This window comes from Streptomyces xanthochromogenes (assembly GCF_014650455.1).
In the GTDB taxonomy this organism is placed as follows: Bacteria; Actinomycetota; Actinomycetes; order Streptomycetales; family Streptomycetaceae; genus Streptomyces; species Streptomyces xanthochromogenes.
In genome coordinates this window covers 398679-414962 of the sequence record NZ_BMUZ01000003.1, presented here as the reverse complement: position 1 = coordinate 414962, position 16284 = coordinate 398679, and the positions used below count along the sequence as shown (strand labels likewise).

General features: G+C 70.0%; 16 protein-coding genes. 9 read left to right on the top strand and 7 right to left on the bottom strand.

The features are described 5' to 3' along the window. Nucleotides 1–1038: 1038 nt before the first annotated feature. The 4 genes from lanL to IE267_RS09170 all read left to right on the top strand — a co-directional run bounded on the left by lanL (nt 1039) and on the right by IE267_RS09170 (nt 6038). Nucleotides 1039–3711 (top strand): class IV lanthionine synthetase LanL, encoded by a 2673-nt coding sequence (gene lanL, locus IE267_RS09185; protein WP_189762781.1) that lies wholly within the window; start codon nt 1039–1041, stop codon nt 3709–3711. 68 nt (nt 3712–3779) lie between these two features. Beyond that, nucleotides 3780–3935: a VenA family class IV lanthipeptide gene (locus tag IE267_RS09180; RefSeq protein ID WP_167160951.1), complete on the top strand. Its 156-nt coding sequence runs from the start codon at nt 3780–3782 to the stop codon at nt 3933–3935. A 103-nt stretch (nt 3936–4038) separates the two neighbouring features. After that, nucleotides 4039–5151 carry an ATP-binding cassette domain-containing protein gene (locus IE267_RS09175; protein WP_189762780.1) on the top strand — a complete coding sequence of 371 codons (1113 nt, stop codon included), beginning with the start codon at nt 4039–4041 and terminating at the stop codon, nt 5149–5151. Then, nucleotides 5148–6038: an ABC transporter permease gene (locus tag IE267_RS09170; protein WP_189762779.1), complete on the top strand. Its 891-nt coding sequence runs from the start codon at nt 5148–5150 to the stop codon at nt 6036–6038. The genes IE267_RS09175 and IE267_RS09170 overlap by 4 nt, the downstream gene beginning before the upstream one ends. 51 nt (nt 6039–6089) lie before the next feature. Here IE267_RS09170 and IE267_RS09165 read toward each other — a convergent pair whose 3' ends face one another. Continuing rightward, nucleotides 6090–6464, bottom strand: coding sequence for a winged helix-turn-helix transcriptional regulator (locus IE267_RS09165; protein ID WP_189762778.1), 375 nt, complete (start codon nt 6462–6464; stop codon nt 6090–6092). A gap of 99 nt (nt 6465–6563) precedes the next feature. Between IE267_RS09165 and IE267_RS09160 the strand changes: the two genes are divergently transcribed. After that, nucleotides 6564–7220 (top strand): FMN-dependent NADH-azoreductase, encoded by a 657-nt coding sequence (locus tag IE267_RS09160; RefSeq protein ID WP_189762777.1) that lies wholly within the window; start codon nt 6564–6566, stop codon nt 7218–7220. A 30-nt stretch (nt 7221–7250) separates the two neighbouring features. Here the strand turns inward: IE267_RS09160 and IE267_RS09155 are convergent, their stop codons facing one another. After that, nucleotides 7251–8171, bottom strand: coding sequence for a LysR family transcriptional regulator (locus IE267_RS09155; protein ID WP_189763010.1), 921 nt, complete (start codon nt 8169–8171; stop codon nt 7251–7253). 109 nt (nt 8172–8280) lie between these two features. On the opposite strand from IE267_RS09155, the gene IE267_RS09150 reads away from it, so the two are divergent. Next, entirely contained in the window at nt 8281–9303 is a 1023-nt protein-coding gene (locus tag IE267_RS09150; protein WP_189762776.1) for an MDR family NADP-dependent oxidoreductase, read from the top strand. An 82-nt stretch (nt 9304–9385) separates the two neighbouring features. On the opposite strand, the gene IE267_RS09145 is transcribed toward IE267_RS09150, so the two are convergent. Then, entirely contained in the window at nt 9386–9601 is a 216-nt protein-coding gene (locus IE267_RS09145) for a hypothetical protein (RefSeq protein ID WP_167160961.1), read from the bottom strand. Between the two features lie 224 nt (nt 9602–9825). Here IE267_RS09145 and IE267_RS09140 point away from each other — a divergent pair, with 224 nt between their 5' ends. Then, nucleotides 9826–10410, top strand: coding sequence for an HAD domain-containing protein (locus tag IE267_RS09140; RefSeq protein WP_189762775.1), 585 nt, complete (start codon nt 9826–9828; stop codon nt 10408–10410). A gap of 135 nt (nt 10411–10545) precedes the next feature. Here IE267_RS09140 and IE267_RS40265 read toward each other — a convergent pair whose 3' ends face one another. The 3 genes from IE267_RS40265 to IE267_RS09125 are packed head-to-tail and all read right to left on the bottom strand — an operon-like array spanning nt 10546 to nt 12754. Next, complete coding sequence (locus IE267_RS40265) at nt 10546–11043, bottom strand: nucleoside 2-deoxyribosyltransferase (protein ID WP_308428735.1); 498 nt, start codon at nt 11041–11043, stop codon at nt 10546–10548. Beyond that, entirely contained in the window at nt 11040–11783 is a 744-nt protein-coding gene (locus IE267_RS09130; RefSeq protein WP_189762774.1) for a class I SAM-dependent methyltransferase, read from the bottom strand. The genes IE267_RS40265 and IE267_RS09130 overlap by 4 nt, the downstream gene beginning before the upstream one ends. A 14-nt stretch (nt 11784–11797) precedes the next feature. Continuing rightward, nucleotides 11798–12754, bottom strand: coding sequence for a thymidylate synthase (locus IE267_RS09125; RefSeq protein WP_189762773.1), 957 nt, complete (start codon nt 12752–12754; stop codon nt 11798–11800). A gap of 388 nt (nt 12755–13142) precedes the next feature. On the opposite strand from IE267_RS09125, the gene IE267_RS09120 reads away from it, so the two are divergent. Then, nucleotides 13143–14174 (top strand): alcohol dehydrogenase catalytic domain-containing protein, encoded by a 1032-nt coding sequence (locus IE267_RS09120; RefSeq protein ID WP_189762772.1) that lies wholly within the window; start codon nt 13143–13145, stop codon nt 14172–14174. Nucleotides 14175–14272: 98 nt separating this feature from the next. Here the strand turns inward: IE267_RS09120 and IE267_RS09115 are convergent, their stop codons facing one another. Next, a complete protein-coding gene (locus IE267_RS09115) occupies nt 14273–15511 on the bottom strand; it encodes a phosphodiester glycosidase family protein (protein WP_189762771.1) in 1239 nt (412 codons plus the stop codon). A gap of 381 nt (nt 15512–15892) precedes the next feature. Here IE267_RS09115 and IE267_RS09110 point away from each other — a divergent pair, with 381 nt between their 5' ends. After that, nucleotides 15893–16240 carry an STAS domain-containing protein gene (locus IE267_RS09110; RefSeq protein ID WP_167160974.1) on the top strand — a complete coding sequence of 116 codons (348 nt, stop codon included), beginning with the start codon at nt 15893–15895 and terminating at the stop codon, nt 16238–16240. Nucleotides 16241–16284 lie beyond the last annotated feature (44 nt).

The following is a 16284-nucleotide window of genomic DNA, read 5'->3' as shown; positions in this document are numbered from 1 at the left end:
CGCCGGGGGCGCGATGAGCCCGGAGCGCACATCACCGCGCTGACCGACCTCCCGACTGCCACCGGAGCCGACTCGTCTCCCACAGCCGACCACGAGGCAAGTCACGCTCGCAAGACAGAGGCCCATGGGCAACTGCTGTTCTCCACGCGGCATTCTCCCCGAGGGGACTGAGAACCTTCGGTGGTCGATTCACGACCTGGCGGCGCCCGAGGAGCGTGCGGAATTCCATGACACCCTTCGTATCTGCGCGGAGCGGGCGGTCGCCGCAAGGGGTGACCGCGACGCTCAGCTTCTCGACGATGCAGCTCAACCACCCGGGTCGCCTGCGGTAATGCCGCATCGAATTGTTTCAAGGGTTGATTCGTATTTCCTTTGTTCCGTTTGTTCTGCGTGTGACGTCGAAGCAGTTCTGCATGAGCCCGGCTCATTCGCCATTAATGAAACGCGTCGAATGAGTTGACGATTCAATATCTTTAGTGAAGGCTTGAATCGGGCTGACGATCATGGTTGTGCAGATGGCTTGGACTGCCCCTTTCGGCGGTGGGAAGGGTGGCGGGATTGTGCCCTTTACCGGGTGCCTGGCGAGGGCGAAGCTGGGTCGGCGGGACGTGCCCCTGGCTCGTGCCGCAACCGGACCGTGCTGCTGATCAAGGCGCCGCTTGATCCGGACCGGGGCGCGGGACGGAGGACCGGTGCTCCTTGCCGGACAGTGCATGGAAACTGGCCTGACCTGCGAGTTTGGTGCCAGGTCCATCGATCAATGGCTCTCTTGACGGAACAAGCGCTGCGAAGTGGAGAAATGATCCTGAACTCGTCATTTCCTGTACTGCGTGTGGCCGCGACCGAAACGTCGAACAAATGGATTATTTCCGTCTGTCGACGGCCGTGCGCCTCCATTTGCGCCGGACTGCGCCATGTATTGCCCCAGTGCCACCGTGCGCCAGCTGCATCAAGTATCTTCCGGCGGTTTCAAGCTATACCTTTCTCCTTACCGAAGGCATATTCCACCAGCGGTTTTCACCGTTGAGAGGGACGCGCATGACGAGTCACGCGACCGAGGTCGATCTCGAAGTTCTGCTCCGTCGGACTCTGCAGGCCACAGGCATGAGCGAGCGTTGGACGGCCGATGTGGACGAGATGTGGTGCCGCCTTGTGCGCCCCTCTGGTATTCGTCGTCAGCAGGGCTGGAAACTTCATGTGTCCGCGACGGCCGCGTCGGCACCGGAAGTCCTGGTGAGGGCTTTGGACGTGCTGCTGCGGGAGGAGTCGATATTCAAGTTCGCCCGGTCGCTCGAACAGGTGGGCGCGCTCAACTCACGGGCTACGCCCCGGGGGAGTTCCGGCAAGTTCATTACCGTTTACCCGCCCTCCGACGATGACGCGGCCCGACTGGCGCTCGAACTGCACAACGCCACCGCGGGACTGGCCGGCCCGCGCATCCTCTCGGACCAGCCCTACGCCCCGAACAGCCTGGTCCACTACCGTTACGGAGCCTTCGTCGGCCGGCGCAGGCTGTCGGAGCACGGTCTGCTGGTGTGGTTCATGGAGGACCCCGACGGCAACCCCGTCGAGGACAAACGAACCGGTCAGTATGCGCCGCCGTCATGGGCGGTGAGCCCGTTCCCCGCCTCGGTGCCGCTCCCGCCGCAGCAGGACACCGTGGCGAGCAGCCCGGTGCTGCTCGGCGGCCGGTTCTCGGTACGGGAAGCGATCCGGCACACCAACAAGGGGGGCGTCTACCGGGGCACGGACGTCACCACGGGCAGAGCGGTGGTGATCAAGGAAGCCCGGCCGCACGTCGAGGCCGATGCCTCGGGCGGCGACGTCCGTGACTGGTTACGGGCCGAGGCCACGACGCTGGAGAAACTCAAGGGCACCGGCCTTGCCCCCGAGCCGGTCGCGATGTTCGAGACGGGCGGGCACCTGTTCCTCGCCCAGGAAGAAGTACCGGGCGTGCCCCTGCACACCTGGGTCGCCGAGCGTTACCGGGACGTCGGGAGCGAACGCTACCGAGCGGACGCGCTCGCCCAGGTCGATCGCCTGGTGGACCTGGTCGACGCGGCCCACGCCCAAGGATGGATCCTGAGGGACTTCACCCCCGGCAATGTCATGGTCCGCCCCGACGGCGAACTGCGCCTCATCGACCTGGAGCTCGCCGTCCTGGAGGGCGACAGCATGCTCCCGACCACGGTGGGGACCCCCTGCTTCAGTGCCCCCGAGCGCCTGGTCGGCGCTCCCGTGTCGCGGACGGCCGACTACTACAGCCTCGGCGCCACCGTGTGCTTCGTACTCGCGGGCAAGGTGGCGAACCTGCTCACGGAGGAGCCGGCCACCAGGCCCGCGCAGGAGCGGTTCGCCGAGTGGCTCGCGGCCTGTGCCGACGTGCTGCGCCTGCCGGACGCCCTGACCGACGTGATCCTCGGGCTGACGAGGGACGAACCCGGCGAGCGATGGACCCCGGCCGCGGCGCGCGAGGCCCTGCGTAAGACGAACGCTGTTCAGCCGGAGCGCCTCTCCACCGACACGGGACGTACCGAAGGGCCGCATGACGTCACGGAGATCGCGATCGCCGGGATGGTGAACCACCTCGTCGATTCGATGAACCCGGCCGACGACCGTCGACTGTGGCCCGTGTCCACCCAGGCGGGAGAGACCGGCCCCTGCACCGTCCAGCAAGGTGCGGCAGGGGTGCTGACCGTCCTGACCCGGTACTTCGAGACCACCGGCGACCCACGCCTGCCGGACCTCCTCGCCACCGCGGGCCACTGGATGGCCGCCCGCACCGATACCGCCTCCATCCGTCCGGGCCTGCACTTCGGCGGCCGAGGAACCGCCTGGGCGCTCTACGACGCCGGACGCGCTATCGGGGATCGTGAACTCATGGACCGCGCGGTGGCCCTGGCCGTGGCCCCGCTGGAGTCGACACCCAGCTACGACATCACCCACGGCTCGGCGGGCAGCGGACTCGCCGCCGCCCACCTGTGGCACCGGACAGGCGACCCGCGCCTGGCCGAACTGGTCGTCGCCGACGCCGACCGGCTGGCTGCCGCGGCACGGGTGGAGCCGCCCGGTGTGAGCTGGCCCGTACCGGCGGAAGCCGTGTCCCAGGAGGCCGGCAAACGCTATCTCGGCTTCGCGCACGGAACGGCCGGCATCGGCTGCTTCCTCCTCACCGCGGCAGCCGTCTCCAACCGGCCCGAACACATGCAGCTGGCCGTGGCGGCCGGAGAGTCCCTGGTGACCCACGCCGTGATGGTCGGCGCGGCGGCCCAGTGGCCGGCCCAGGCCACGGACGTGCCCACGGCCCCGTACTGGTGCCACGGTTCGGCGGGCATCGGCACGTTCCTGATCCGCCTCTGGCAGGCGACCGGGGACAAGCGGTTCGCCGACCTTGCCCACCAGGCCGCACGAGCAGTCGTGGAGCGCGCTTCCCGCGCCGCCCTCACCCAGTGCCACGGGCTCGCCGGCAACGGCGACTTCCTCCTCGACATGGCCGAGGCCACCGGCGATCCCGCCTACCGCGCGATGGCCGAAGACCTGGCCCGACTCATCGGTTCCGAACGAGCCCACCGCAACAGCCACGTCGTCTTCCCCAACGAGTACGGGAACGTCTCGACGAGCTGGAGCGACGGATCCGCGGGAATCCTGGCGTTCCTGCTCAGGACCCGCCACACAGGCCCCCGGCACTGGATGGTCCAGCAGCCGGGCTGAGCGACAGGGACGCGCACCATCGTCCCTGTCGTCACATCATCGAGCACCTCACAGAGAAGGAGAAAGTCATGGAGAACCAAGACCTTGAAGTTCTTGCGCACCTGCACGCCCTTCCGGAGACCGACCCGATCGGCGTGGACGAGGCACAGTTCGGCGGGACCTGTGCGTGTACTGGTCTGCTGACCCTGCTCAACACCGTGTGCGTCGGCGTCAGTTGCGCCTAGTCCAAGACCTCCGGCCGGTGGTTGCCTTCGCAGCCACCGGCCGGAGCCGCGACCGCTGGCGGGCAGGCCCGCGGCAGCCACCCCCGTAGACGAGGACGCGACCATGCAGCCGGACACCGCCGACGAGGCCCGCACCCGAGCGACCCTGCCGCCGACCACCGCCGCGTCCCCGGACCTGGAGCCGTCCGCCGTCCAGTCGGCGTACGCCATCAGCACGCGCGGTCTGGTCAAGAGCTACCCGGGTCCGGACGGCGCCACCACCCACGCCGTTCACGGCCTGGACCTCGACGTGCACCGGGGTGAAACCTTCGCCTTCCTCGGCCCCAACGGCGCGGGGAAGTCCACCACCATCTCCCTGCTGTGCGCTCTGGCCCGGCCCACGGCGGGACAGGCCACGGTTGCGGGCGTCGATGTGATCAGGCAGCCGGACGAGGTGCGGCGCAGGGTCGGAATGCTCTTCCAACAGAGCGCCCTGGACTCGGATCTGACGGCCGAACAGAACCTGCACATCCACGCACGCCTCTACGGACTGAGCCGCCGCCACGCCCGCCTGCGTGCCACCGAGACGCTGGAGAAGGTGGGCCTTGCCGACCGGCGGCGGTCCCGGGTACGCACCTTGTCCGGAGGGATGCGGCGCCGACTGGAACTCGCCCGGGGCCTGCTCCACGCCCCCCGGGTGCTGTTCCTCGACGAGCCGACCACCGGACTCGACCCGCACGCCCGTGCCCAGATCTGGGAGTACCTGCGTGCGCTGCGCGACCAGCACGGCAACACGCTCTTCGTCACCACCCACTACCTGGAGGAGGCGGAGAACTGCGACCGTCTCGGCATCATCGACCACGGCCGGCTCGTCGCCGAGGGCACGCCCCTGGCGCTGAAGGCCGCGATCGGCGACGACCGGGTGGCATTGCGCACGGGCGACGACGCGGCGGCCCGGCACGTCGTCGCCGGGCTCGCGCCGGAGGGGCGCGCCATCACCCTGGACGCCGACGGCGTATCGCTGCGCATCCCCGACGGAAGCACCTGGATTCCCCGCCTGTGCGCGGCACTTGCGGACCAGGGCATCGCGGTGCACGCCGCTTCCGCCACCCCGCCGACACTCGACGACGTGTTCTTCCACCACACCGGTCGCAGCATCAACGCCCCGCCGTCCCACGGGACACCGACCGCCATGGTTCCCGCCGCCACCCCGGCGGCCATCGAGGAGGCCCCATGACCGCACCCGCTCCACCGGCCTCGGACGCCTCCTCCCCACCCGACCGGCCCGCGGTCCGCGACGGCACCGGCCCCGAGCGGGTGCCCCGCCTGTGGCACGAACTGCGCGCCGTCCACGCGCTGGTCCACCGCGACCTGCTGCGCCTGGCGGCCCAGCCCGTCCACACCGGCCTGATGCTGGTCCAGCCGATGCTCTACCTCTTCATCCTGGGCGGCGGCCTGGCCGCCCTGATCCCCAACTCCTCGCTGGGGGGCGGCTACCAGACGTACCTCTTCCCGGGCGTGCTGATGATGACGGTCCAGACTCCGGCCATCATGGTCGGCATCCGTCTGATCACCGACCGGCAGAGCGGTTATGTGCGTGAACTCCTGATGGCACCGGTCCGCCGGCCCATCCTGCTCCTCGGCACCTGCGCCGGCGGCACCCTCGTCGCCACGGTGCAGGGAGCCGTACTCCTCGCCCTGGTCGGTGCGATCGGCCTCCCCTACGACCCGCTCCTGCTGCTGACGCTCCTCGTCGGCATGATGCTGACCTCCTTCACCCTCACGGCCCTCGCGCTGACCCTGGCCGTGACCCTGGACCGGCCAGAGGTCTTCAACATGCTGCTCGGCCTGGTGATGATGCCGCTGCTGCTCCTTTCCGGCGGCTTCTTCCCGGTCGGGAACCTGCCGGGCTGGGCCCACACACTGGCCGCGGCCAATCCCCTGGCCTACGGGGTGGACGTGCTCCGCCGCTGCATCGCCGCACGGGTCCCGGACCGGGCGGCCCCCACGACTGTCGAGTGGTCCGGGTGGCAGCCCCCCGTGCTCCTGGAGGGCACCCTCCTGCTGACCGTCGGAATCCTGGCCCTGCTCTGGGCGGCCCACCGGTTCGGCCGCCCCGAATGAATCACCGCGGGGCTCGGGGGAGCGGGTCTGTCACGCCGGGCGGGGGCGTATTCAGCAGCTGCCCTTGCCGTTGAGCAGGTACTTCTCGGCCCACTGGGCCAGTTCCGTGAGGGCCGGTTCCAGTGCGGCGCCCGATTCGGTGAGGCGGTAGGAGACCCGGACCGGTGGTCCCTCGTCCACCTCGCGCAGGACGAGCCCCGCAGCCACGAGTTCCATCAGCCGATCCGCGAGCATGCGCTCGCTGATGCCCGGGACGGCCTGGCGGAGATCCGTGAAACGGTCGAGCCCCTGGGTGAGGGCGGACACGATCAGACCCGTCCACCGCTTGCCGAGCAGCCCGAAGACCTGCGTGATGCCGTCGCCCACCCGGCCGCAGGCTTCCGGCTCGTGCCGCTGCCCGCCGTCGCGCTCTTCCTGGTCCGCCATGGCCTCAGACTACTACCCTCTTGTGAGGGGGTGAAAAAAAGTAAGTAGCTGTGCTATCACTAGTGGCCTACGAAAAGTGCCACCATTCGGGAGATCTTCATGGCCACTCTGCTGCACCTCGACTCGTCCCTGTTCCCCGCCGGGGCCTCCGCATCCCGCGCGGTGACGGATGCCTTCCGCAAGGCCTGGGAGGCTCAGCACCCCCAGGGCACGGTCGTCTATCGCGACCTGTCCGTCGACCCCGTCCCGCACCTGGACGGTCTTGCCGCCTCCGCCGCGTTCGTCGACCCTGCCGCGCACACCCCGGAGCAGGCGGCCGCCTTCGCCGAGCGCATGAAGCTGGTCACGGAGCTCGAGCAGGCCGACGCGGTCCTGATAGGCGCGCCGATGTACAACTTCACGATTCCCTCGACCCTCAAGGCGTGGCTCGACCAGGTCGTCCTGATGGGCCGCACCGCGGGTCCCGAATCGACCGTCAAGGGTCTGCCGATCACGGTCGTCGCCAGCCGCGGCGGCTCGTACGCTCCGGGCACCCCGCGCGAGCCCTTCGAGTACGTGCAGAACTACCTGGGCGCGCTCCTTTCCGAAATGCTGGGCGCCGAGGTCGACTTCATCGTCCCGGAGCTGACGCTGGCCGCTTCGAACCCGGCGATGTCCGAGCTGATCCCCCTCGCGGAGGCATCCCGCGAGAAGGCTCTCGCGGACGCGGCCGAGAAGGCCAAGTCGCTGGCCGCCAGGGTCGGTTCCGCCGCCTGACATCGCCTCGTCACCAGCAAGGCCCATGTCTCAACGGCCTTGCAGAGCAAGGCCGTTGGGATGGGGGACGCCCTCAGGGGCGGTGGCCCGGAGTTCCCTCACCAGGGCGCGCACGACGGCGGACCGGGCCAGCTCGGAGGTGGTCACGAAGCCGACCCGGCGCGTCGGGCGCCCCGGGCCGAGGTCGGTGATCCCGACCGAGTCCGGCGCTCCGGCCAGGGAGAGCGCGGGCATGATCGCCATTCCATGGCCACCGCTCACGAGGGAGAGCACTGCTCCGTCGTCCTCCGCCTCGATGGTTGCCTTCGGGATCCAGTCCTGTGCGGCCCACCAACGACGGGTGTACGAACCGCAGTTCTCCGCCCAGTCGACCAGCGGCAGCGAGCGCGGAGTGCCCTGGCCCTTCGCGTGCACCAGGGCATAGGGCTCGGTCAGGAGTTCGCCGGCGACCAGGCCCGAGGGGAGCGGCGCGGAGCCGCCGAGCGTCGCGATGGCTAGGTCGGCCCTGCCGTCGGCCACTTCGCCGCTGGTGCCGCGCCCCAGCTCGCGTACGATCCGCACCCGCGGCTCGATCCCGGGATGCCGCGCGCGCAGCCGCTGCAGCGCGGGCGGCAGCAGATGGAGGGCCGCGCTGCGGAAGGCGGCGATGCGGAGCGGCCCCTCCGCCGCATCGGGCCGCGCGGCGCCGCGCGCCTCGGCGGTCAGGACGTCCAGCAGGCGCAGGACACGACGCGCGTACGCAACTGCCTTGTCTCCAGCGGGAGTTGGCCGGGCACCGGCGCGACCGCGTTCGAAGAGGACGGCGCCGATCTTGCGCTCGCTGCCGCGAACCGAGTGGGAGACCGCGGACTGCGTCAGGCCGAGTGCGTCGGCCGCGGCCGAGAAGCCCCCGGTGTCTGCGACCGCCACCAGAGCACGCAGTTCCTGCGGGACGAGATCGGAGCCGGTCATGCGGGCCACGGGGCGCTCACCTCGATGTATGAGAAGTGCTCATGGAACGGTGCGTCGCATGAGCCCAACCGGCTGCACCCGAGGGCCATTCCCGCCCTAGGTTCCGGGCATGAACGAGACCGCGCTCACCGTGCACCAGACCGCCCGCCCCCACGGCTTCCCCACCGCCGAACATTTCTCCTTCGCGGAGTCCACGATTCCCGATCCCGCCCCCGGCAGCGCGCTCGTGGAAAACCTCTACTGGTCGGTCGACCCCTATCACCGCGAGCTGATGGACGACGTGCCCGGAGGCTTCGCGCTCCACGCGCCGCTGGAGGGCCGCTCCATCGGGCGGGTGATCGCCTCGCGCACGCCCCGACTGGCCGAGGGCGAAATCGTGTTCCACCGGCACGGCTGGCGTACCCACGCCGTGGTCGCACCTGACGAGACCCGGCGGCTGCCCCGCTTCGACGGGGTGCCCCTGACCGCGTACTTGAGCACCCTCGGCGGCACCGGCCTGACCGCCTATGTGGGCCTGACCCGGATCGCCCGACTCCAGGAGGGGGAGGACCTGTTCGTGTCGGCCGCCGCGGGCGGGGTCGGCACGGCGACCGGGCGGTTCGCCAGGCTGCTCCACGCCGGACGGCTCGTGGGCAGCGCGGGCTCGGCGGCGAAGGCGGCCCACCTCGTGCGGGAGGTCGGCTACGACGCCGTCTTCGACTACCACGACGGGCCCGCGGACGACCTGTTGGGCAGGGTGGCTCCGGCCGGCGTCGACGTGTTCGTCGACAACGTGGGCGGCGAGCAACTGGCCGCGGCGGTGGGATCGCTGCGCGAATTCGGGCGCATCGTCCGCATCGGCACGATCAGCCAGTACAACACCCCCGGTGCGCCGGCGCCGCGCTTCGACTACGCGGACATCGTGGAGAAGAGCATCCGCATGGAGGGCTTCCTGGTCAGCAACTACCGTGACGTACAAGAGGAGTTGTACGCATTCGCGGTCCCGCATCTGCAGAGCGGTCGGCTCGCCCTGGACGAGACCGTCATTGACGGCTTCGAGCACATCGTGGACGCGTTCCTGGGGATGCTGCGCGGCGAGAACACCGGCAAGATCATTGTGCGCGACCGTACGCAAGTCCCGTCCGCGCACTGACTCCGACGGGTCTTGGAACCCATCCCGCCCGTTGAGTCGGCACGGGCACCGTGAGCGTCGCGTATCCGACCTGCCCCGGTGTTCAGGGGTGTTGGTCGTGGATCTCGTGGTGGTCGACGGGTTCGGCGCACCGCTCGCCGAAGAGGCTGGTGGTGCAGGGGCCGCCGTCGCCGGTGTAGGCGTGGTGGCGGATCGGTTCGAGCGGGATGCTGACCTGTCCGCCGATCGGCGGCGGTGTCGGCCGCGCGAGCTGCGCCTCCAGCTGGGTGATGCGGGTATGCAGCTCATCGCTGGTCACAGGGACTTCTCCATCTGTCGCGGTCCGTTCGATGTCCCTACCCGTTCAGCCGGAGTTGGTCCCTCAAGTGTGTCATCGAGATGGTGCGCGGCCGGATGCGGGGGTGTTGATCCGGTCGGCGGGGCCGTGACGGCTGGGGTCGGAAATCAGCAAGAGGGTGTCCGGCTTGTGCCGGTAGGGTTTGGACACACCAACCGCCCGCGACCGGACGGAGGGGGCTCCTGATGACCGCCCTACTGCCGCTGCTGTTCCTCGACGTGGACGGCCCGCTGAACCCGTACGCGGCCAAGCCCCACCGCCGGCCCGTCGGCTATCGGACACATCGACTCCGGCCCGAAGGGTGGATCGCTCAGCATCCGACGAGCCCCAGGGCATATGTGAAACCGCTGCGCGTCTGGCTCAACCCCGCGCACGGACCCGCTCTTCTGGCGCTCGCGGACCGATTCAAGCTGGTGTGGGCCACGACCTGGGAGGCTGACGCCAATGAATGGATAGGCCCGCTCCTGGGACTTCCGTATCTGCCCGTGGTCGAATGGCCCACCCTGCGCGAGACCTCACCGGACGGGACGTTCTGGAAGACGCCCTGCCTGGTGAAGTACGCCGCAGGACGCCCCTTCGCCTGGGTCGACGACGACATCGGACCGGCCGACCATCGGTTCGTCGCCGCCCACCACTCGGCCACCGCATTGCTCCGCCGGACAGACCCTCGACTCGGCCTGCTGGAACCCGATTTCAGGGCACTCGCCGCATTCGCCGACAGCCCGGCCCCGATTGACGGCGCCGGTCTGCCCGCCATGCCGCGAGCCTGAGCGGCCGCCCACGGTCTGACCAGGCGTTCAAGCCAACCCCGTGCCGACCCACGTTCGGACAGCCGTGGGCCGGTCAGGGACCGCATGGGGAGACACCGGGTGCAAGGTCGGTACGCGCCCCCGGGCAAGCGGAGGTCAGCCGTTGGCACCGGCTCGGGCCAGGCGGTTCACCGCGTCGACGACTTCGGTGGCCAGGCGGTCGGTGTCGCCGATGGTGAGGCAGGTGACATCGGCGACCGTGTGGAGGCCGCGGACGAGGAAGGCGTAGTCGACTCCCTCTTCCAGGAGGAGGACGATCGGCTTGCCCAGGGCGGACGCCCAGCCGATCTCGATGTGGGTGCCGGGGGAGGCGGGGTGGCCCGGGATGGCGACGAAGACGCTGCTGGCGGAGATTTCGTCGTAGTCCAGGCGGGTGCACTCGTCGGGGGTGAGGAACTTTGCGCCCCAGGACTCGCGGCGGTGGGCGTTGTAGACGTGGTAACCCTCCGCTTCCAGGCGCTCGATGAGGACCTCGAAGCGAGTGCGGGCCGCGGCGTTCATGGCCCCGTCGGAGTCGACGAGGGCCTTGAAAGGGCCCCCGAGGAACACGCTGTGGGTCTGCTGAACGGACTCGGCGGCGGTAGTGGTGGTCACTGCTTGACTCCCGTGACGATGAGGAACGGAGGGTGGGTGGTCTCGGCCGGCGCCGCACCGGGCAGGGCCGAGGGGTCGGTGAGGAGCGGCTCCTCGACGGTGAGGTCGGTGAAGCCGGCCTCACCGAGGACGTCGAGGTAGGTCTCACGCGGCCAGTGGTGATCGACGAGTTCCAGCGGTTCGCCGCCGCCGGGCTGGTCCAGGAGGACCTGGCGCCGCTCACCGCAGGCGTAGGTGCGGCCGGGCTCGCCGTTGCGGAAGGTGGAGAAGCGGACGCCGGTGGTGTCGGGATTGGTGTCGAGGACGGCGTAGCGGGCGCCGGGCCGCAGTACGCGGTGGATCTCTGCGGCGATCTCGTGCAGGAGCGGGAGTTCACCGACGTTGATGAACACGTAGCAGGACATGGCCGCGTCGATGGAGCCGTCGGCGAGGAAGGTGAGCTTCCCGCTGTCGATCTGGCGGTAGTCGATGCGCGGGTGCGGTCGGCAGGTGCGGGCGATCTCCAGCATGCGCGGGGACACGTCGGCCGCCACGACGTCCGCCTCGCAGACCTCGGTGACGCGGGTCGCGACCTTCCCGGGGCCGCAGCCGTAGTCCAGGACCGTGCGGACGTCGGGTGTCCCGATGCCGAGGGCGGCGAAGACGGCCGGGTAGCCGATGAGGCGCTCCGGCAGATCGTCATAGGCGTCGAAGCCGTCGGCGATCGAGGCGGTGGAGTGCCAGTGCGTGCTCGTTGTCATGGTCGGTTTCCCTTTCAGCCCGCTACGGGGGCGGGGGCGATGGCAGGCCAGCGCTCCTCGACGAGGCGGCGATAGAGCGGTGACAGCAACGACAGTTGCGCTTCCCCGACGGGCTCCTTGCTACGGATGCGCCGGTGGACCTCGAAGAGGACGAGGACCTGCGTCCAGTAGTCGGGCAGCCCGTACGAGGAAGGGGTGGCGCCGAGCGTGTGACGGCCGAGCCGCAACTGCTCCTCGACGGCCAACACCTCGCGCACCCAGGGCCAGTTGTCGCCCTCCGGCATGAGGGGGAAGCTCCAGGCCGACGGCTCGTCGGCGGCCGGGTCGGCAAGGACCTCCAGGGCCCTTGAGTGGTCGGGGTCGTAGAGGTGGAGGGAACCGACCTGGTGCACGTAACTGCCGACCGGGACGCCGAGTTCGCGGGCGAGCATCTCCTGGAGGAACGTGAACGAGAAGACGTCGCTGCTCATGCCCCGGTACACGTCGTTGGCGCGCATGAATCCCACCGCGTGCAGCGCCCCTTCGCGCAGCAGGAACTGCAGGCCCAGGGTGCAGGACACATCCGGGTTGCCGGACACCTGCAGCTCCTCGCCGCGGAAGATCTGGATGACGGCCCGCTTGGAATCCGGGTCCTCGCGCAGGGTCTCCACGACGGCCGGCCACTGGTCGGGCCGTCCCTCGGCGGCGCCGAACAGTGCACGCCCGTAGGCGGTGCCGGTCAGCCGGTGCCCGTCGGCGGAGTACTTGCGGATGCTGGGCGCGTAGCACGCGATGAAGTCGAGGTCGTCCCGGCCTGCCAAGTACCAGAGGGCCTCGGCGAAGTTGAAGACGATGTTCAGCCGCCGGGCCGGAACGAACGGCACCCGCTGGTCCGCCCGCGCGATCCGGAAGCTGACTCCGAGCTGCTCGCGGCTGGCGTACCCGCGCGGCGCGTTGCGGTAGGCGGGCTCCTCGATCAGCCACCGCAGCATGCGGGGATAGGCATCATGAAAGGTATCGAAGTCCACAGGGTCGCTCTCTGCTGCCGGTGATCCACTTGGTTCGGAACGTAATGGGCGCCGTACTGGACCCGTCCCCTCCGGCCTGCTCGCCCGCGCTGCGGAGGATCGGGGAAACAGCAGGTCAGAGTAGGTTCTACGGCACAGACGGTCGGACCTCTGCTGGCCGTACCAGCTACTCGGAGCCCGTCCAACGGGTGAATCTCCGCGCGGTGCACAGGACATCACCGCAGGTGGGAGGCAAGAGAAACGTCAATCCTGGTACGTGTCGCGCGGCCGTGGCGCCGTGCCTGCTCCGGGCCTGTGAGGATCTTGTTCCGCAGGCCGTCGGGTTCCCGACGGGCGGTTCACGGAGGTCGCGATGCCAAGCGGTGTGATGTCGGCTGCGGTACTGAACGCACTGGGCAAGCCATTGGAGATCGAAGCCCGTCCCCGCCCCGTACCCGCGCCCGGCCAGGCGCTCATCCGGGTGGGGGCGGCCGGGCTCTGCCACACCGATCTGCATCTGGCCGACGGTTCGGCGCTCACCCCGCCGCTGCCCCTCGTGCTCGGGCACGAGATCGCCGGCGAAGTCGCCGAGGTGGGAGACGGAGCTGACTGTCGGGTCGGCGACCGGGTCCTGGCCTACTACTACCAGGGGTGCGGGCACTGCGGGTGGTGTGCGGACGGCTCGGAGAATCTCTGCCCCGACCCGGCGGCGAAGGTCGGCTTCGACTCCGACGGCGGCTTGTGCGAGTACTACCTGGCGCACGCGGGCTCACTGGTTCGGATCGCGGACACGGTGCCTTTCGATGAAGCCGCGGTTCTGGGCTGCTCAGGGACGACCGCCGTCCGTGTCGTCCGCTCGGTGGCCCGCACTGCCCCCGGGGAGCGGCTCGTGGTCATCGGGGCGGGCGGGGTCGGACTCGCCGTCGTGCAGGTCGCCGTCGCCGACGGCGCCCATGTCATCGCCGTGGACCCGCATGCGCCGAGCCGCGAACAAGCCCGGCGGTACGGGGCGCACACCGTCATCGACCCGGGTGCCGGCGATCCGGTCGCGGCCGTGCGCGCCGCGACCGGGGCGGGCGGCTGCGACGTGGTCGTCGACACGGTCGGCAACGAGCACACCCCGGGCCAAGCCGTGCGGATGACCGGCACCCGCGGTCGCGTCGTCCTGGTCGGCTACACCGGACGGCCCGCTCAGCTGGATGTCCTCGATGTCGTCGTTCGGGAGACCGAGCTCCGCGGCTCGGTCGGCGCCACCCTCGCCGACGCGCGTACCGCGATGGAGATGGCAGCGGCAGGTCTGCTGCGGGGGTGCGTGGAGGCCCGATACCCTCTGTCCCAGGTCAACGAGGCGCTCACCCGTCTGGCCACTGGAGACGTCGTCGGACGTCTGGTCGTCACCCCCTGACGGGCCGCCGCCCGACGCGGCGAGTCGCGAAGTGAGGCACCGGCCCGGTCGACTCCCGTCGGCAGCGGCAGCGGCCGTTCGCGCCTCGGCCCGCCGTGTCAGGAGCCCCCCGATCCGTCCCGCTTGCGGAGCGAATAGAGCGCGATTCCATTGGGGACGCGGCGTTGTTGGCCGTGGTCGAGCGTGTTGCGTACGGTCGTCCGCCCGGTCGCGGGGTCACGCGTGGCCAGCGTGGTGGATGCGCCTCCGTCGACGTAGACCCCTTCGTCGCAGCCCAGAGACTTCAGCAGACGGGCGAGTTCGGCAAGGGTGAGTCCGGTGGCGGTCGATTCCCGCCCGTCGGTCGCGACGACACGCAGCAGCTGCCCCCTGTCGGCGATTCCGACCGCGGTGCGTGGCTCGGCGGTGACGGCGTCGAGGCCGGGCAGCGGCCGTCGGTCCTTGAGCACGCGGTAGGCGCCGAGTGCGAAGGCGAACGGGACTCGGGCGGTGGAGGCGAGGCGGTAGCCGGTCTCGACCGGGGTGCCGGGGGTGAGGGCGCGCAGCGCCCTGGCCCCGCCCTCACGGCCGAGGGCGACGAGAGTTCCGGGCGGAACCGGCCCGCTGCCCGGAGTGGTGCTGGTGTGGAGGACGCGCCCGTGACGGATGGTCACCTCGAAGACCTCGTGGGTGCAGGGGGCCGCCCGGTTGTGGTCGGTTCCACAGACGGCTCGGGCACGTGAGGCGCTGCCCCACTGCGAGGTGAACAGGCCGATCGCCCCCTCGGGGAGCGCGTACTGGTTGAGACCTCGCACGGGCAGGGTTGTCCGGACGGTACGGAGATGACCGCGCAGGGTGAGGCGCGCGGTGCGGGCCCTGCCGTCCGTACCGACACCGAGCACGTCCTCAGCACTGTCGCCGGCGGGCAATGCCCCGCCGAAGCGCTGGCCTTCGGGGACGGCTGCCTTCAACGCCCGGCCGTCGAGCACGGATGCTCCGGAAGCGGCGCCGGTGGCGGGGACACCGGGGTGCTGGTCCTCGGTGATGTTGAAGAAGTCCCCGTTGACCGCGGCGACGGCTCCTTGGCGCTCGGCCATGACGGACACGGGCGCCCGGTCGGCGACCGCCCCCGGATACAGCAGACCGGCCCGTACCCCGGGCCGGCGAAGGTCGGCGGTCAGTAGATGGATGCGGATCGGGCCGTGGGCAGTGGCCAGGGAAAACGCCCGGTACTCGACCCCCGGGGCGATGCGCTCGACGACGCTCGCGTCAGGGGGAGCGGTCGCCTGTGCGGGGCGACCGGCACACAGGGAAAGGGTGAGAAGAAGGACGGCGACGACGACGCGGACCCGGTTCATGCGCCCAACATCCCGCCGGCCGGGGCCCCATGACTACAGGCGTGATGTAGGGCTGGCCGATACCACCCGCATGGCACGGCCCTACCACGCGTTCGGGCCGACCCGTGCCCGAGAGGCACGGCACGCGGCTCGGCCCCCGAGCCCAATCAGGCTGTGCGCTAGGGGCTTTGCTGACGCGCACTGTCCGGGGCGCGGGCCGGGCCCGTAAAGGAAGGGCGTGGCAGGGGCCGGTTGGCGAGCCTCGGCACGACAGCCGGCGCGGCCGCTCGACAAGTCCTGGGCGGTCGGCCGACGGCTCGCCGATACCTCCGGCGCCGGTCCCTTCCGCGCTTGGCCGGGGCGCGTGTGCGGCCGAGGTGCGGGGGGTGTGAAAATGGCCCCATGCAAGAGGCTTCCGATGGCAATATCCACGTCATCCGGCATGGAGAGGTCTTCGTGATCACACTGAGAGGAGAGGTGGACCATGACGACGCCCCGACGTTCCAGCAGGCCTGGGACGCGGCCGACCGCGCGATGCTGCCCACCACCGCCGTGGACCTCTCCCAACTGGTCTTCGGCGACAGCCTGCTCCTGAGCGCTCTCCTCAAAGCCAAGCATCGCCATGAAGCCGACGGCCGCGACCTCATTCTCGTGGGCCCCTTGCAGCCGGCCGTCCACCGTCTCCTCGACATCAGCGGCACGCTCGAGTACTTCACGATCGCCGACACCGGCCCCGCCCCGAACAGCTAGCTGATGGCTCTCATGGACGGCGCGGTAGGGGGTAGGCGAATGCA

Coding starts and splice junctions, on each gene's coding strand:
- lanL (WP_189762781.1), top strand. CDS start 1,039: ATGACGAGTCACGCGACCGAGGTCGATCTCGAAGTTCTGCTCCGTCGG.
- IE267_RS09150 (WP_189762776.1), top strand. CDS start 8,281: ATGAACGAGACCGCGCTCACCGTGCACCAGACCGCCCGCCCCCACGGC.
- IE267_RS09175 (WP_189762780.1), top strand. CDS start 4,039: ATGCAGCCGGACACCGCCGACGAGGCCCGCACCCGAGCGACCCTGCCG.
- IE267_RS09120 (WP_189762772.1), top strand. CDS start 13,143: ATGCCAAGCGGTGTGATGTCGGCTGCGGTACTGAACGCACTGGGCAAG.
- IE267_RS09180 (WP_167160951.1), top strand. CDS start 3,780: ATGGAGAACCAAGACCTTGAAGTTCTTGCGCACCTGCACGCCCTTCCG.
- IE267_RS09115 (WP_189762771.1), bottom strand. CDS start 15,511: ATGAACCGGGTCCGCGTCGTCGTCGCCGTCCTTCTTCTCACCCTTTCC.
- IE267_RS09130 (WP_189762774.1), bottom strand. CDS start 11,783: ATGACAACGAGCACGCACTGGCACTCCACCGCCTCGATCGCCGACGGC.
- IE267_RS09160 (WP_189762777.1), top strand. CDS start 6,564: ATGGCCACTCTGCTGCACCTCGACTCGTCCCTGTTCCCCGCCGGGGCC.
- IE267_RS09170 (WP_189762779.1), top strand. CDS start 5,148: ATGACCGCACCCGCTCCACCGGCCTCGGACGCCTCCTCCCCACCCGAC.
- IE267_RS09125 (WP_189762773.1), bottom strand. CDS start 12,754: ATGCTGCGGTGGCTGATCGAGGAGCCCGCCTACCGCAACGCGCCGCGC.
- IE267_RS09110 (WP_167160974.1), top strand. CDS start 15,893: ATGCAAGAGGCTTCCGATGGCAATATCCACGTCATCCGGCATGGAGAG.
- IE267_RS09155 (WP_189763010.1), bottom strand. CDS start 8,171: ATGACCGGCTCCGATCTCGTCCCGCAGGAACTGCGTGCTCTGGTGGCG.
- IE267_RS09165 (WP_189762778.1), bottom strand. CDS start 6,464: ATGGCGGACCAGGAAGAGCGCGACGGCGGGCAGCGGCACGAGCCGGAA.
- IE267_RS09140 (WP_189762775.1), top strand. CDS start 9,826: ATGACCGCCCTACTGCCGCTGCTGTTCCTCGACGTGGACGGCCCGCTG.